We start from the raw sequence: 16,151 nt of genomic DNA on the forward strand, positions 1-16,151 counted from the left end.
GGGAACAAACCGACGTTGACAGCGCGGAGGAATTGGGTGATCAGCGGCTTCGGGGTCACGGGCCTGTGTGAGTGGTCGTCAGGGTGCCAGCCGTCGTCCTGAATGGTTACCCGAAGCCAACAAGTCCCAGGGGCGCACAGAGAAACGACGCCACAGCAACAAAATCGGCACCTGCAATCGAACCGGGCCGAGGTCAGTCACGACGATCCCGGTAACCCACGAGTCATTCCCAGCCTCGGCGTGGTGTGCGCGTGCCGACTTGGTGCCGGTCGCGGCGCCGGTAGACGACGTAGGGGCGGGCGAGGTACTGGATCGGGGCGCTGAAGGCGTGGACGAGGCGGGAAAACGGCCACAGTGCGAAGAGGAGCATGCCGAGGCCGGTGTGCAACTGGTAGTCGATCGGGGCGTTCGCCATCAGGGACGGTCGCGGGTGCAGGAGCAGGATGCCGCGGAACCACGGGCCGACGGTCAGCCGGTAGTCGTAGGGGCCGCGCAAGCCGTTGTCGATCAGCGTGGTGGCCAGGCCCGCGATCAGGGCGAGCGCCAGCACCACGTACATGTACCGGTCGCTGCGCGAGGTCGCTTGCCGCACGGCGGGGGTGCGCAACCGCCGCCACAGCAGGAGACCGAGACCGCCGACGGTGGCGAATCCGGCGACGGTCCCGGCGGCGAGCGACACCTCGTGGTAGTTCTCCTCGTCGATGCCGAAGAACTCCGTCGCGCCTTCGGGGACCAGCAGGCCGAGTACGTGGCCGCCGACCACCATCAGGAGTCCGAAGTGGAATATCGGGCTGGCGATCTTGAGCAGCTTCGATTCGTGTAGCTGCGACGAGCGGCTCGTCCAGCCGAACTTGTCGTGCCGGTACCGCCAGATCGTCCCGGCGACGAGCAACGCGATGGTGACGTAGGGCGCGGCGCCCCACAGCAGCAGGTTCATCGGCCACCTCCGGCTCCGGTGGGAAAGGGATCGAGACCGACGAGTTCGACCGGCGGTTCGGCCGCGGGCGGTTGTTCCGACGAGGGCATGGTCGCGAGGACCGCGGCGACCGCGTGTTCGTACGGCGTGCCGTGCGCGGCGAGGTTGTCGCGGAGCAGGTTCAGCCCGGCGTGGAAACCGGCGAGCACCTCGTCGTCGAGGGCCGCGGTGGCGAACTCCAATACCACCGGCAGGAAGTCCGGCAGCTCGTTTTCGGCCAGCGCGAACCCTTGTTTCCGGTACTGGGCCTTGAGATCGGCGAGCGCCTGCCCGCGCCTTCGCGTGTCGCCGTGGCTGAACCAGCTCAGGTGCAGGGTGCGCCGCGGCCTGCGGTCGAACACCTCTGTGTAGTGGGCGGCCAGCTCGCCCGCTTCGCCCTCGCGGAGATGGCTGAGCACTCGGGTCAGCTCGTCGTGTCCCGGCGCGGTGGTGCCGAGTTCGTCGAGACATGCTTGCAGGAGAACGAGTTTCCCGAGCACGGCGTCGTCGGGGTACTGCAGGCACCAGCCCGCGATCTGGCGCACGATCGCGCGGGTCCGCCGGTCGACCGGCGCCCGTCGCTTGCGGAGGCTCATCGCCCACCGCGCAGGCTCGGGAAGAGCGAATCGGGCCGGGTGCCCGCGCGCCAGCTGAGCAGATCCACCTGGCCGTCCTCCGGGGAAGGGGCAGGGCCGCCCATGCCCGGCCCGCCGTCGACGTCGAGGCTGCATTCGGTGGCGATGCTCTCCAGGTCGTGCGCCTGCCCGATGCCCGCGGTCGGGATGACGTAGCGCTCGTCGTACTTGGCGAGCGCGAGGAGCCGGTGCATCGCGAACATCTGCTCACCGGTGAGCCCGACGGTGTCGAGCACGCTGTCGTCGGGTTCGCGCCCGAGGTTGACGGCGCGCATGTACGACCGCATCGCGGCGAGCCTGCGCAGTGCATCCCGCACCGGGCCGGGGTCGCCCGCGGTGAACAGCTCGGCCAGGTATTCGACCGGGATCCGCAGCGCGTCGATCGCGCCGAAGAGGTTGCCCGCTTCCTCGCCGTCGAACCCCGTCTCGCTGACCGCTTCGGTGACCGGGGACAGCGGTGGGATGTACCAGACCATCGGCAGGGTGCGGTATTCCGGGTGCAGCGGCAGCGCCAGCCGGTAGTCGTGGATGAGGGCGTACACCGGCGAGCGCTGCGCCGCGGTGATCCAGTCGTGGGGGATGCCCGCGCGTTCCGCGGCCTTGACGACGGCGGGATCGTGCGGGTCGAGCATGATGTCGAGCTGGGCAGGGTAGAGGTCGTGCTCGTGTTCCACCGCGGCCGCTTCGCTGACCCGGTCCGCGTCGTAGAGCACCACGCCGAGGTAGCGCAGCCTGCCGACGCAGGTTTCCGAGCACACCGTCGGCTGGCCCGCTTCCACGCGCGGGTAGCAGAACGTGCACTTCTCGGCCTTGCCCGTCTTGTGGTTGAAGTACACCTTCTTGTAAGGACAGCCGGTGACGCACATGCGCCAGCCGCGGCACTGGTCCTGGTCGACCAGGACGATCCCGTCCTCCTCGCGCTTGTACATCGCCCCCGACGGGCAGCTCGCCACGCACGCCGGGTTGAGGCAGTGCTCGCAGATACGCGGCAGGTAGAACATGAAGGTCTGCTCGAACTCGTACTTGATCTCCACGCCGAGCTGGTCGCGGAGCTTCTCGGCGATCGGATCGGCGGTCCCGTGCTCGGTCGAGCCGCCGAGGTCGTCGTCCCAGTTCGGCCCCCAGCCCGGCTGCATCGGCTTGCCGGTGACGGCGGACTTCGGCGCCGCGGTGGGCACGTCGTCGCCGAGCGGCGCTTCGATCAGCGTCGCGTACTCGTAGGTCCACGGCTCGTAGTAGTCGCTGATCTCGGGCAGGTGGGGGTTGGCGAACACGGAGGCGAGCCGTTTGAACCGGCCGCCCGCGCGGAGCCGGAGGCGGCCGGACTTCGTCCGCTCCCAGCCGCCCTGCCACCGGTCCTGGTCCTCGTACCGGCGCGGATATCCTTGTCCCGGCCGGGTTTCGACGTTGTTGAACCAGGCGTACTCGGTGCCGGCGCGGTTCGTCCACGCCTGCTTGCACGTCACCGAGCAGGTGTGGCAGCCGATGCACTTGTCCAGGTTCATCACCATGGCGAGCTGCGCGAGCACCCGCATCAGTAGGTCACCTCCTGTGCGCGGCGGCGGATCACAGTGACCTCGTCGCGCTGGTTGCCGGTCGGGCCGAGGTAGTTGAAGCCGAAGGAGAGCTGCGCGTACCCGCCGATCAGGTGGGTCGGTTTCATCAGCAGCCTGGTCAGGGAGTTGTGCGTGCCGCCGCGCTTCCCGGTGGCTTCGCTCTTCGGCACGTTCACCGCGCGATCCTGTGCGTGGTAGAGGAAAACGGTGCCGGTGGGCATCCGGTGCGACACGATCGCCCTCGCCACCACGACCCCGTTGCGGTTCACCGCTTCGATCCAGTCGTTGTCGTGTGCGCCGATCGCTTCGGCGTCGGCGGGGCTCATCCAGATCGCCTGCCCGCCACGGGAAAGCGTGAGCATGATCAGGTTGTCCTGGTAGGTCGAATGGATCGACCACTTGCTGTGCGGGGTCAGGTACCGCACGGTCACCTCGGCGCCGTGCGGCCCGATCCTCGGCTCGCCGAAGAGCCGGTGCATGTCCAGCGGCGGCCGGTAGACCGGGAGCGCTTCGCCGAGTTCGTGCATCCAGTCGTGGTCGAGGAAGAAGTGCTGGCGGCCGGTGAGGGTGTGCCACGGTTTGAGCTGCTCGACGTTGATCACGAACGCCGAATACCGCCGCCCGCCGCTTTCGCTCCCGGACCACTCGGGGCTGGTGATCACCGCGGCCGGACGCGATCGCGTGTCGGCGAAGGAGATCCGCTTGCCTTCGTGTTCGCTGGCGAGGTGCGCCATCTCGGTGCCGACGCGCTTCTCCAGCGTACGGAACCCCTGGGTGGCCAGCCTGCCGTTGGTGGTGCCGGAGAGCGCGAGCACCGCGTCCGCGGCGCGGATGTCGGTGTCGATGCGCGGACGGCCCTTGGCCGGTCCCGATTTCGCGGCTCCGTTCTTCGCGCGCAACCAGTCCACTTCGGACCGCACGTCGTAGGTGACCCCTTTCGACGAGGTGCCCAGTTCGTCGAGCAGCGGACCGAGTGCGGCCAGTTTCGCCGCCACGGCGGGGTAGTCGCGTTCCACCACGGTCAGCTGCGGCATCGTGACGCCCGGGATCGCGTCGACCTCGCCGTGGCGCCAGTCGCGCACGACGCCGCCCGGTTGGGCCAGTTCGCTCGCGGTGTCGTGCGTCATCGGGGTGGCCACGAGGTCCTTTCGGACACCGAGGTGTGTCTCAGCCAGCTCGCTGAACCGCTTCGCGATGGTGTGGAACGCGTCGAAGTCGGTCCTGGTCTGCCACGGTGGGTCGACCGCGGCGTTGAACGAGTGCACGAACGGGTGCATATCGGTGGAGGACAGGTCGTGCTTCTCGTACCAGGTGGCGGCGGGGAGCACGAGATCGGCGAACAACGTGGTGCTCGTCATCCGGTAGTCCAGTGCCAGCAACAGGTCGAGCTTGCCCTCGGGCGCTTCGTCTCGCCATTCAACGGTTTTCGGCCGCAGCTCCGGCGGGGCCTCGGCGGCGCGGAGGTTCGCGTCGGTGCCCAGCAGGTGGCGCAGGAAGTATTCGTGCCCCTTCGCCGAGGAGCCGAGCAGGTTGGACCGCCACACGGTGAGCACGCGCGGCCAGTTCTCCGGCGCGTCGGGATCCTCCGCGGCGAACCCGAGCGTGCCCTCGCGCAGCCGCTCGACGACGTGCGCGGCGGGATCGGCGCCCGCGGCTTCGGCCTGGTCGACGAGATCGAGCGGGCTGGTGTCGAAGGTCGGGAACGACGGCATCCAGCCCAGCCGCGCCGACGTGGCGAGCGTGTCGGCCGCGCTGGTCCCGGCGAGCGTGCCTTCGGCCAGCGGTGAAGCGAGCGCGTCGTTGCGCACGCCGTCGTAGCGCCACTGCCCGGTGTGCAGGTACCAGTAGGCCGTGCCGATCATCTGGCGCGCGGGGCGGACCCAGTCGGCGGCGCCGGCCAGCGTCGCGTGCCCGGTGAGCGGCCGCACCTTTTCCTGGCCGACGTAGTGCGCCCAGCCGCCGCCGTTGCGGCCCTGGCACCCGGTCAGCGTCAGCAGCGCCAGGAAGGAGCGGTAGATCGTGTCGGAGTGGAACCAGTGGTTGGTGCCCGCGCCCATCAGGATCATGCACCGGCCCTGCGACGCTTCCGCGGTTTCGGCGAACTCCCTGGCGATCCTGGCCACCCTCGCCGCGGGCACCGAGGTGATCCGCTCCTGCCACGCGGGCGTGTACGGCTCTTCCGCGTCGTCGTAGCCGGACGGCCACGAGCCGGGCAGCGCTTCTCGCCGCACCCCGTACTGGGCGAGCAGCAGGTCGAAAACCGTGGTGACCAGCTTTCCGCCCACGTGCGCGGCGGGGACGCCACGGCGCAGCACCGCGCTTTCGCTGTCGGTGGCGTCGAAACGGGGCAGCAGCACCGTGACGTCGCGACGGTCCGCGCTGCCGAGCATGGTCAGCCTCGGCACCACGTCGCCGAGATCGAGGTTCCACCGCCCGCGGTCGGTTTCGTTCCACCGGAAGCCCGCGGATCCGTTCGGTACCACGGGTTCACCGGTGCGGTCGTCGATCAGGACGGTCTTCCACTCCGGTTGCGCGCCGTCGCCGCCGAGATCGGCCTCGGTGAGGAACTTCCCCGGTACCAGCGCGTCGTGCCGTTCGGTGAGGGTGACCAGGAAGGGCAGATCGGTGTAGCGGCCGGCGTAGCCGGTGAAGTACGGCACCGTGCGGTCGACGAAGAACTCCTTCAGCAGCACGTGCCCCATCGCCAGCGCGAGCGCCGCGTCGGTGCCGGGGTGCGGTGCCAGCCATTCGTCGGCGAACTTGGTGTTGTCCGCGTAGTCCGGTGAGACCACCACGACCTTCTGGCCCCGGTAGCGCGCCTCGGCCATCCAATGCGCGTCGGGCGTGCGGGTCACCGGGACGTTGGACCCCCACATCACCAGGTAGGCCGCGTCCCACCAGTCCGCGGACTCCGGCACGTCGGTCTGGTCCCCGAACACCTGCGGCGAGGCGACGGGCAGATCGGCGTACCAGTCGTAGAAGGAGAGCATGGGCGCACCGATCAGCGCCATGAACCGCGAGCCGACCGCGTGCGAAACCATGGACATCGCCGGGATCGGGGAGAAACCGGCGATCCGGTCCGGGCCCCTGGTCGCGATGGTGTGCACGTGCGCGGCCGCGGCCATCTCGGCAGCCTCGTCCCAGGACACCCTGACCAGCCCGCCCTTGCCCCGTGCGCGCTGGTAGCCCCGCCGTTTCACCGGATCGTCCACAATGGATCGCCATGCGAGCACGGGATCGCCGAGGCGGCGTCGCGCGTCGCGGTACATCTCGACGAGCACGCCGCGCGCGTATGGGAACCGCACGCGGGTGGGGGAGTAGGAGTACCAGGAGAAGGACGCGCCGCGCGGGCACCCCCTCGGCTCGTACTCGGGGCTGTCCGGGCCCACCGAGGGGTAGTCGGGATCCTGGCTCTCCCAGGTGATGATGCCGTCCGAGACGTACACCTTCCACCGGCACGAGCCCGTGCAGTTCACCCCGTGCGTGGACGGGACGACCTTGTCGTGGCTCCACCGGTCCCGGTAGAACGCGTCACCGTCGCGGCCGCCGACCCGGTGCACCGCGTGCAGGTCGGCCGAGCTTTCCGCGCGGGTGAGGTACCGGCCGAGCCGGAGCAGCGCGTCCGAGGCGCGGTCATCGAGTGCGTCGGCGGCTTTTCCGGCCCGCCGGGTGATACGACCAGCCAATTCTTTGGCCTCCATCGGAAACAGACGCGATGAATGAGCCCGGCCGGAGGAGTGAATTCGGCCAGGTGTGGCAGGGAACGCTCCGACTGTAGCGCGGTTGCCGGGTACTTCGCCGCCGGGGTGGGAATGCGCGGTGCGGTTCACTCGAAACGACCATGCATTTCGGGGATCTGGTGCGTGCTTGTCCGAAATGGTCTGAAAAGTGCCTCGGTAAGCGCCAGTAGGGGTACCTACCGAAATTCCGCGTCAATGGAACGGCGTTGATAAGCAGTGTTGATGAAATAAAGGCGGAGAAATTTTCCTTGCGCCGGGGAAGAGGGGTTGCCGGAGGGGCGCCGCACCGAGGGGGCGGCGCCGTGGCGTGAAGATCATTGCCATGAGGCAACAGTTAGCGTAGGGCAACGGTTCGCCGGAAGTCGATCACCCGGTGAGGTGATCACTGTCTCAGGGGCGTCCGAGGGCCGGGGGCGCCTGGTGGCGCATTCTCACCCCTCACGGCGGGGAGCATGCCGAGGCTGATGCCCTGAAGGTCGCCTTCGGGGCACAGGCACGGATCGCCGAACCTCTACCTCAGCCGTCGTGCCGCATCTTGTCACCGCGGGTGGAGGCGTCGTGCCCGGAGCTGTCACGGTCGCGGGAGGTGTCCTCGTCGAGCTGTCCGCTCGCGTCGGCGAACGAGCGCAGGGCGCGTGCCACGGTCGACCGCCGCGACGAAGGAAGCTCCGCCATGACGGCGCGCAGCCGCTGAAGCCGCACGGCGTTCACCTTGGCGAGCAGGCGACGGCCGGCCGCCGAAATGCGCAGCAGCACCTCGCGCCTGCTCGCCGGGGACGTCCGGCGCAGGACCAGGCCGGCGTCGACCAGCTTGGCGCACAGCCTGCTCGTGGCCGACGGCACGATGCCGAGCAGATCGGCGAGGTCCCCCAGATTGGTTTCGCCGTGCTCGTCGAGCAGGGTCAGCGTCCGCAGCTGCGCCGGCGACACCGCGTCCGCCACCGCGGCCGTCGCGCGGACGGACACCGCGACCATCACCTTCGCGGCGGCCAGCAGCGCCGCGTCCTCGTCCGCGGAACCCGTCGCGCGCTGCTCGGCCATCCGCACACAGTAGGCGAACGGTGCGCGGTTTCGGGTACGGCTACCGGTCGATCGCGTCGAAGAGGTAGCCGGTGGTGCCGCTGATGACGAGCCCGTGGTCGTTTTCCTCGACGGTCATGTCGCCGCCCAGCGTGGTGACCTTGATCGGGAACGGCATGCCCCACGCGCGGTGCGCGATGTAGGCGGTGCCGCCGACGCCGGTGCCGCAGGCGAGGGTTTCGTCCTCGGTGCCCGGTTCGTAGGTGCGGATGGCGACCCGGTCGCCGTGCCGTTGCGCGAAGTCGACGTGCAGGCCCTCGGGATGGTTGAGGCGAAGGCAGAGCTGGTGGTCGAACCGCAGCGCCGCGCCGCGGGTCCGGACGTCGACCGCGTCCAGGTCGCCGACGTCGAGGACGAGGTGGGGCAGCCCGCTGAAGACGAACCACCGGTCCTCCTCGAGGCGCCGGAACTCGCGCCCGTGCCCGAGCGCGACCCTGATCCGGTCGTTGGCAGCGGAGACCCATTTGAGGCCGTCGTCGGTGGCGATGAAGTCCTCCGCCGGGGAGATGTAGTTCCGCTCCACGCAGTAGCGCGTCGAGCACCGCAACGCGTTCCCGCACATCTGGGAATGCATTCCGTCGCCTTCGAAGTACGTCATCCGCACATGTCTGCGCGTCATCGAGAGAAAGGAGATCCCGTCCACCCTGATCGCGGTGAAGCTCCGGCACAGCGCACGCGCCAGTGCGCCGTCTATGTCGCTTTCGGACAGTCCACTGAGGTCGGTGTCCACGACCAGGATGGTGTTCCCGTTGCCGTGCATGAGTGCGAACCGCACGCGGTCCAGCTTGATCTCGCCGACCATCCGCTGCCGCAGCGCGTGGTAGTCGGCATCGAGCGTGTCGTTGTCGAGGTTCAGCGTCATCGTGGTCTCCAATTCCGGGCAGGTCACAGCGGACGGGCGGGAATTCCTCGCCAGCCGCTGGCATCGGGGAGGGTTTCGCCCTTCATCACCAGCGAATCGGCGTCGAGGAACGATCCGGCGGACGCTTCGGCGTCGTAGAGGACGACGGCGTGGCTGCCGACCGACGCGCTCGCCCCCGCCTTCGAGTACGACATCTTCATCACCCGGTCCTCGAACAGGTGCGTCTGCAGGTCGGCTTCCTGGCCGATCATCGCGTCGTCGCCGATTTCGACCAGGTCGAACTCGGTGAAGGAGACGCTGTTGAGCCAGACACGGCGGCCGACGCGGACGCCGAACAGCCGCACCAGCGGGGAAATCCACGGTGTGCCGGTGAAGTTCCCGACGAGCTGGGGCACCGCGACCGCTTCGTACAGACCCGTGATGAGCTCGGTGCCGCGAACCCAGGTGCCCCAGTAGGGTTCGGTGCGCGGGCGGTACCTGCCCATCACCAGCCACTTGAGCGCGGCCGTCACGAGGGTGTTCGCCAGCCCGACCGCCAGCGTGATCGCGGGCAGGAGCGCGGCCACGGCCAGCAGCGGGACGTGCGCGAGCAGCTGGGCCATCGCGTAGAGCCCGGCGAACGTGCCGAGCGCGGTGAGCATGGACGGCATGAAGACGCGGAAGAGTTCGAGGAACAGCCTGCTCGCCACCAGCCCCGGGGTGGGGGCGTAGGTCAGCTTCTCGGGGAACTTGGCGCTGATCTGGCGGCGTGGCAGGAAGAACGACGGCGAGCCGAGCCAGGTGGTCTCCGGGTCCATCGGCTTCTCCGGCGGTACCGACATCACACCGAGCAGGCTGTTGTCGCCCATTTTCGCGCCGCCCGGTACCAGCGCGACGTTGCCGACGAACCCGCGGTTGCCCAGTTCGGCCGGGTTCAACGCGACCTGCCCGCGGTGGTAGACGCCGGGGGCGATGACGACCCCCGCGGCGAGGAAGCACTGGTCGCCGAACCGGGCGAGGTCGACGTTGAGGTGGGTCGGGACCGCCACCTCGCACCACTTGCCCATGCGCAGCCCGAGCGCGCGCAGGACCGGAATGGCGTACAGCGTGCAGAAGACGGTGCGGATCTGCAGCACGATCTGGTCGAGCAGCCGGTTGGACAGCCACAGCCGGAGTCCGAAGGCCCCGCGGTCGGAGTAGAGGCCGGGCCGCACCCGTGGCAGCACCGCCCGTTTGCCCACGATCAGCAGCGCGCAGGCGACGAGTACGAGGAGCGGTCCGGCGAGGACGGCGCTGGCCACCACGAAGCCGATGCCACCGTCGTTGAGCGCGATCACGAGCACCGCGCCGCTGGGGATCAGCAGCATCGTCGGCAGCAGGAGCAGCAGCAGGCTCCCGGCGAGGTATCCGGCGATGATCGACGCGCGCCACGGGCGGGTGTCGGCGCGCTCGGCCATGGTGGCCAGCAGCGCGGGCATCGCGGGAAGGCGCCGCAGCGGAACGCCGGCCCAGTGCTCGTCCGACGGCACGCGGAGATCCGCGTGCACGAGGGACTGGTGCCCGACCGAGGCGTTCGCGCCGATGTCCGCCCCGGCCAGCACGGCGGTGTTCGTGCCGACGTGGGCGCCGTCGCCGATCCGGACGGGGGCGAGCCGGAGCCGCCCGCCGTCGACGAGGTAGGTCTCGATGCGCGCCCGGTCGCCGATACTGACGTCGTCGCCGATCTCGACGAACTTCGGCAGGCCGATCATCGGGGTGGCGAGCTGGCAGCGCTTGCCGATCTTCGCGCCCATCAGGCGCAGGTACGGCGTCATCAGCGGGGTGCCCGCCAGCACCGGTAGTGGTGCGAGCGCGGCGATCCTGGCGTGGAACCAGAACCGCAGGTAGGTCAGCCCCCACAACGGGTACCAGCCGGGCCGGACGCCGGCCAGCACCAGGCGGCAGCCCAGTACCGGCAGCGCGAACGTGGTGACCAGGAACCAGCCTGCCCAGATGGGGATGACGGTGGCGAGGTCGAGGCTGTCCATGGCCGCGGTCGCGCCGGTGCCGGGGGCCAGCCCGGCGCCCACCTTGTCCAGTGCGAAGAACAGCAGCGCGAGGGTGGGCGCGGACATCAGCCCCAGCCAGCCGTAGAGCAGCACGAACTGGGCGAGGCCGCAGGCCCACACGCGCAGGGACGAATGCCGGATCGGTTCCGGTGTTCCCGTCGCGGTGCGGTCGGTGGTGCTCGAAGCGGCGGCGAGTTCCGTTTCGACGTACTTGGCGAGGCCGCGCAAGGTCGGGTGGGCGTAGACGTCTTCCATCGCCAGTCCTCGCATGGCGGGAAGCGCGCGCAGCCGCGACACGAGGCGGGCGGCGGTCAGGGAATGCCCGCCGAGATCGCAGAAGAAGTCGGCCTCCACCGACACCTCCGGCTGGTCGAGGATCCGCGCGCAGGCCTCGGCGAGTTCGGTCTCCAGCGGACCTTCCGGCGGCACGTGTGCGCCCGCGACGGAGCCGAGCGGCCGCGAGGTGGGTGGCGGCAGCGCGGAACGGTCCACTTTGTCCGCCGCCAGCAAGGGAAAGCGGTCGAGCACCTCGACGAACGACGGGATCATGTACGGCGGCAGCCGTTGCCGCAGTGTCGTGTGCAACCGGCCGCGGAGCCGCGCGTGCCCGGGATCGGACCCGTTGTGGGGGCGAAGGGTGAGGTAGGCGACGAGGTCCGGCACCCCGTCGCGGTCGAGCATGGTGACGACCGCGTTCTCGACGGCGCTGTCGTCGCGGATGACCTGTTCGATCTCGCCCAGTTCGATGCGGTAGCCCCGGATCTTGACCTGGGTGTCCATCCGGCCGAGGAACTCGTACTCGCCATCGGGCGTGCGCGTGCCGAGATCACCGGTGCGGTACACCCTCGGCACCTCGGCGCGATCGCGTGCGACGGGGTTGGGGATGAACCGCTCCGCGGTCAGCTCGGCGCGGTTCAGGTAGCCGATGCCGACGCCGGGCCCGCCGATGCAGATCTCGCCCGCCTCGCCGTCGGCCACCTCGCACAGGTCTTCGTCGAGCACGTAGAAGCGGTAGGTCGGGAACGGGGTGCCGAGGGTGACCGGGCGGTTCGGCAGCAGTTCGGTGCAGCTCGACGAAACGGTGGTCTCGGTGGGGCCGTAGCAGTTGAGGATGCGGCGGCCTGGCCGGGACCACCGGCGCACCAGGTCGGGTGGCATCGCCTCCCCGCTCACCAGCAGGCAGCGCACCGAAGGCGGGTCGTCCTCCACCGTGGTCAGGAGCGTCGGCACGCTGCACAGCACGGTGACGCCGTGCTCGGTGAGGAAGTCGGTGAGGCCGTTCCCGAACCGGCGGGCGTCGTTGGGCCCGGCGATGAGCGTGGCACCGGCGACCCAGGCGGGCCACATTTCCTCGAGGTGGAAGTCGAAGCTGATCGACATGCCCTGGTACACCCGGTCCGACGCGGTCACGCCGTAGATCGGGGTGGCGACCCGCAGGAAGTTGGCGATGCTCGCGTGCGAGATCACCACGCCCTTCGGCTTGCCCGTCGAGCCGGAGGTGTAGATGACGTAGCACGGCGATTCGGGGTCGATGGCGATGCCGGGGCGGTCACCGGAGTGCGCGGCCAGTTCCTCGCCTGCCAGGTCGAGTTCGAGCACGGGGCAGTCGAGTGCCCGTGTCCGCTCCCGCGACTCCGAAGTGGTCACCAGGTCGCTCAAGCCGGCGTCGGAAACCATGTAGGCCAACCGGTCCTCGGGGAACGACGGGTCGATCGGCACGTACGCGGCCCCCGACTTGAGCACCCCGAGCACGGCGACGTAGGTGTGCAACGACCGCGGCAGCAGGATTCCGACGGTGTCGCCTGGCCGGACGCCGCGGTCCCGGAGCAGCCGCGCCAGCCTGTTCGCTTCGCGGTCCAGTTCGCGGTAGCCGAGTTCGGCGGAGCCGCAGACCACGGCGACCGCGTCCTGGCGAAGGTCCGCGGTCTGTTCGAAGTAGTCCGGGAGTACGCGCGCCTGCCGGGTGGTGAGCACCGCGGTGGTGCGCGCCGGTACCGCGCCGGTGGATATCCCCGGCGAGTCCAAGCTCGTCATGTTCGGTCCCCTCTGCGTTCCCCGAAGATCGGTTTTCGGTGCGGTTGAGCCGGAAAAAGCTCCTACGGGCAGGAGTCCTCGATGGCGTCGAGGAGGATGTCGCACGCGATGTCGACGACGTCGGCGGTCACGGTCAGCGGCGGCATGAGGCGGACCACCCCGTCGGCGCGGCCGCCGAGCTCGACGATCAACCCGTTCCGCAGCGCCAGCGCCTGCACCGAAGCCGCCGCCTCGCTCGCGGGCCCGCCGCCGCGCGGATCGGCGAGCTCGATGCCCCAGATCAGGCCGAGGCCGCGGACTTCGCGGACCCACGGGTGGTGCTGGAGGACGGCCAGCCGCTGGCCGAGTTGCGCGCCGCGCCGTCGCACGTTGCCGAGCACGTCGTCACGCCGGACGACGCGCACCGCTTCGGCGCCCGCGGCGAAGGCGACCTGGTTTCCCCGGAAGGTGCCGGTGTGCGCGCCGGGCGCCCAGGTGTCGAGCCGCTGGTGGTAGAACAGCAGCGCCACCGGCATGCCGATCCCGCTCAGTGCCTTGGACGCGACGATCACGTCGGGCTCGATGTCGTACTGCTCGAAGGCGAACCACGTCCCGGTCCGGCCGCAGCCGGTCTGGACCTCGTCCACGACGAGCGGGATGCCCAGTTCGGCGGTGACGTCGCGGATCCGGCGCACGAACTCCCGCCGCGCCGGGATGACCCCGCCTTCGCCCTGCACCATTTCCAGCACCACCGCGGCGGGCGGCGCCATCCCGCCGTTGGCGTCGTGCAGCGACCGCTCCAGGACACTGGCGCAATTGGTGTCGCAGGTGTCCTTGCGCAGCCCGATCGGGCACCGCGCGCAGTAGGAGTACGGGAAGAAGTGCACACCGGGCATGCCGTTGGCGATCGGCTGCTTCTGCGACAGCAGACCGGTCAGCGCCATCGCGGCGTGCGTGGAGCCGTGGAAGCCGCCCTGGAACGACACGACGTCACCGCGACCGGTCGCGGTCTTGCAGAGCTTGAGCGCGGCGTCCACGGCGTTCGCCCCGGTCGGCCCGCAGAAGTGCACCTTCATCTTGTCGCGCAGTGCTTCCGGGAGCATGGAAAGCTGCGCGTCGATGAAGTCCCGCCGCACCGAAGTGGGGAAGTCGAGCCCGTGGGTCAGCGTGGCGAACTGGCCGGTCGCCGCCCGCATGACCTCGGGATGGGCGTGCCCGAGCGAGAGAACGCCCGCGCCGGCGAGGAAATCGATGAACACGTTGCCGTCCACATCGCGGACGTAGCTGCCCTGCGCGTCGGCGATCGCGATCGGGAAGTGCCGGGAGTAGACCCTCGCGTTGGACTCCCACCGGTCCTGGTGCGCCAGCAGCTCGGCCGAGCGCGGGCCGGGCAGGTCACCCGTTACGTGCGGCCACGGCTGGCGCGATGCCTTGGGGCCGCCAAGGGTGCCGGTCATCGGGTTCTCCTCGCCGGGGCGCGCACGCCCCTTGTCTGGTCCATAGTGGACATCCAGATAGGCTGGCGAGTCCGCCGCCGGGCTCACCGCCGCGCTCCCTGCGGCTGGTGCAGCCCGAACGCGCGGTGCAGCGCGCCGACCGCGGCCTCGATCCGCCGTGCGGGCACCACGGCGGTGAGCCTGCTCGGCGACGTGGCCATCGCGGGTACCGCGGCATCCGGTTCCGCCGCGGCGCGCAGCAGCCCGATCAGGTACCTCGGGTCGTCGAGCAGGGCGACTCCGACCACCGAGATCGACCCGAACCCGTCGTCGATCTCGCAGCGGGCGCCGAGCCGCTCGGCCACTTCGCGCACGACGTCCGCGGACGCGGCCTGCCCGCGCGCGGTGAACCGCAGATCGCCGGGGGCGTGCCAGGTCAGCACGTCCGGTCTCAAGCCGAGTCCGATCAGTTCGACGAGAGCGCGGGCGCACCGGCCCCGCGGTACGTCGCCGCAGGTGAGCCGCACGAGCCGGACCTGGCGTTCGTGGGCGATCCCGACGACCTCGGGCCCTGCCTCCAGCGGCGGCGCGTCCTCGACCGTGGTGCCCGCGCCCTCGCCCGCGGAATGCGTCACCAGAAGCGGGACAGCGCGTCGTTCGGCCAGTGCCACCGATCTCGGGTGCAGTACCCGTGCGCCGTTGCCTGCCAGCTCGGTCATCGCGCGGTAGGACACCGATGGCAGCGGTGTGGAGTCGCGCACGATGCGGGGGTCCGCGGTGTGGACCCCTTTGACGTCGGTGTAGATCTCGCAGCTCACGCCGAGCGCGGCGGCGAGCGCGACCGCCGTGGTGTCCGAGCCGCCTCTGCCGAGGGTGCGCAGTTCCCCGTCGCGGTCGCGGCCCTGGAATCCCGCCACCACGACGACCTGCGCCTCACGCAGCCGGTCGAAGATCCGGCTCGCGTCGACGTGCGCGATCACCGCGTCACCCGCGGGCCCGTCGACCACCACCCCGGCCTGGTCCCCGGACAGCGAAACCGCTTTCACACCACGGCGTTGCAGCGCCAGCGCGAGCACCGCGGCCGACGCCTGCTCGCCGGTGGCCATGAGCTGGTCCAGTTCGCGGGGATCGGGCCGGATGGCGACCTTTCCCGCCAGCGTGACCAGATCGTCGGTGGTGGCGCCCATCGCGGAGACGACCACGACGACCTGCTGACCGCGCTCGGCGGCGGTGGCGATCTTGGTGGCGACCGCGCGCACCAGTTCGGGGGTGGCCAGTGACGAACCGCCGTACTTCCGCACCACCAGTCCCGATGGTGCCGCGCCGCCGAGCCGGATGGACGTGCGCGGATCAGGCGAGACCGTTTCCGGCACCTCGCAAGAATTGTTCATGAGCTCCAGACCCCTCGATGTGTAGAGTTCCGCGCACGACTGAGCTGGCTTCGGCGCGGTGCGCTCGGAAGCCGCCATGGCGGAACACGTCAAAGGGGTGGCGCCATAGCTCGCTGCGGATGCCCCGGCGGCGGAAGAAAGGCCGGGGCGGACAGTTTTGTGAATTACCTTCGCGATAGCGTGGCCTGCGAGGTCACGCGTGGAATCGGGAACCCCCATCGGCGCTACATCGGCATGCTTCCCGGCGAGGCTGGCAACACGGTTGATCGCGGCGGGCCGGAGTCGTGCACGATGTCTCGTTCGAGCCATTTGTGCCGGGTACCATTGTTCGGCTCGATGTCTTGCCGAGGCGACTGGACACAGCTCTCCACTCCTGTGGTGGCGCAGGGAATTAGCCGGACGTACCCGGCTCAACCGTCTACGAATGTAGCGCAACGGGGAACTCCCCGATACCTC

At 69.8% G+C, this 16,151-nt stretch carries 9 protein-coding genes; all 9 read right to left on the bottom strand.

Annotation, left to right across the window (positions count from 1 at the left end):
- Positions 1-223: 223 nt before the first annotated feature.
- The 9 genes from narI to ABD256_RS20025 all read right to left on the bottom strand — a co-directional run bounded on the left by narI (position 224) and on the right by ABD256_RS20025 (position 15,695).
- Positions 224-937, bottom strand: a complete 714-nt coding sequence (gene narI / locus ABD256_RS19985; protein WP_344420656.1) for a respiratory nitrate reductase subunit gamma — start codon at positions 935-937, stop codon at positions 224-226.
- Positions 934-1,551, bottom strand: a complete 618-nt coding sequence (narJ, locus tag ABD256_RS19990) for a nitrate reductase molybdenum cofactor assembly chaperone (protein WP_344420659.1) — start codon at positions 1,549-1,551, stop codon at positions 934-936. The genes narI and narJ overlap by 4 nt, the downstream gene beginning before the upstream one ends.
- A complete protein-coding gene (narH, locus tag ABD256_RS19995; protein WP_344420662.1) occupies positions 1,548-3,125 on the bottom strand; it encodes a nitrate reductase subunit beta in 1,578 nt (525 codons plus the stop codon). The genes narJ and narH overlap by 4 nt, the downstream gene beginning before the upstream one ends.
- The gene (locus ABD256_RS20000; protein ID WP_344420665.1) at positions 3,125-6,832 is read right to left on the bottom strand and encodes a nitrate reductase subunit alpha; all 3,708 of its coding nucleotides are present in this window, start codon (positions 6,830-6,832) and stop codon (positions 3,125-3,127) included. The genes narH and ABD256_RS20000 overlap by 1 nt, the downstream gene beginning before the upstream one ends.
- Before the next feature lie 570 nt (positions 6,833-7,402).
- Entirely contained in the window at positions 7,403-7,927 is a 525-nt protein-coding gene (locus ABD256_RS20005; RefSeq protein ID WP_344420668.1) for a MarR family winged helix-turn-helix transcriptional regulator, read from the bottom strand.
- A gap of 40 nt (positions 7,928-7,967) precedes the next feature.
- Positions 7,968-8,828: a diaminopimelate epimerase gene (gene dapF / locus ABD256_RS20010; protein ID WP_344420671.1), complete on the bottom strand. Its 861-nt coding sequence runs from the start codon at positions 8,826-8,828 to the stop codon at positions 7,968-7,970.
- 23 nt (positions 8,829-8,851) lie between these two features.
- Positions 8,852-12,889, bottom strand: coding sequence for a Pls/PosA family non-ribosomal peptide synthetase (locus ABD256_RS20015; protein WP_344420674.1), 4,038 nt, complete (start codon positions 12,887-12,889; stop codon positions 8,852-8,854).
- Between the two features lie 62 nt (positions 12,890-12,951).
- Positions 12,952-14,325 (bottom strand): aspartate aminotransferase family protein, encoded by a 1,374-nt coding sequence (locus ABD256_RS20020; RefSeq protein ID WP_344420677.1) that lies wholly within the window; start codon positions 14,323-14,325, stop codon positions 12,952-12,954.
- Between the two features lie 83 nt (positions 14,326-14,408).
- Positions 14,409-15,695, bottom strand: a complete 1,287-nt coding sequence (locus tag ABD256_RS20025) for an aspartate kinase (protein ID WP_344420680.1) — start codon at positions 15,693-15,695, stop codon at positions 14,409-14,411.
- Positions 15,696-16,151: the final 456 nt, after the last annotated feature.

The organism is Amycolatopsis minnesotensis (genome assembly GCF_039529815.1).
Lineage (GTDB): Bacteria > Actinomycetota > Actinomycetes > Mycobacteriales > Pseudonocardiaceae > Amycolatopsis > Amycolatopsis minnesotensis.

Bases quoted from the DNA above. Each gene is read 5' to 3' on its own strand.
- narI (WP_344420656.1), bottom strand. From the start codon at position 937: ATGAACCTGCTGCTGTGGGGCGCCGCGCCCTACGTCACCATCGCGTTG.
- narJ (WP_344420659.1), bottom strand. From the start codon at position 1,551: ATGAGCCTCCGCAAGCGACGGGCGCCGGTCGACCGGCGGACCCGCGCG.
- narH (WP_344420662.1), bottom strand. From the start codon at position 3,125: ATGCGGGTGCTCGCGCAGCTCGCCATGGTGATGAACCTGGACAAGTGC.
- ABD256_RS20005 (WP_344420668.1), bottom strand. From the start codon at position 7,927: ATGGCCGAGCAGCGCGCGACGGGTTCCGCGGACGAGGACGCGGCGCTG.
- dapF (WP_344420671.1), bottom strand. From the start codon at position 8,828: ATGACGCTGAACCTCGACAACGACACGCTCGATGCCGACTACCACGCG.
- ABD256_RS20015 (WP_344420674.1), bottom strand. From the start codon at position 12,889: ATGACGAGCTTGGACTCGCCGGGGATATCCACCGGCGCGGTACCGGCG.
- ABD256_RS20020 (WP_344420677.1), bottom strand. From the start codon at position 14,325: ATGACCGGCACCCTTGGCGGCCCCAAGGCATCGCGCCAGCCGTGGCCG.
- ABD256_RS20025 (WP_344420680.1), bottom strand. From the start codon at position 15,695: ATGAACAATTCTTGCGAGGTGCCGGAAACGGTCTCGCCTGATCCGCGC.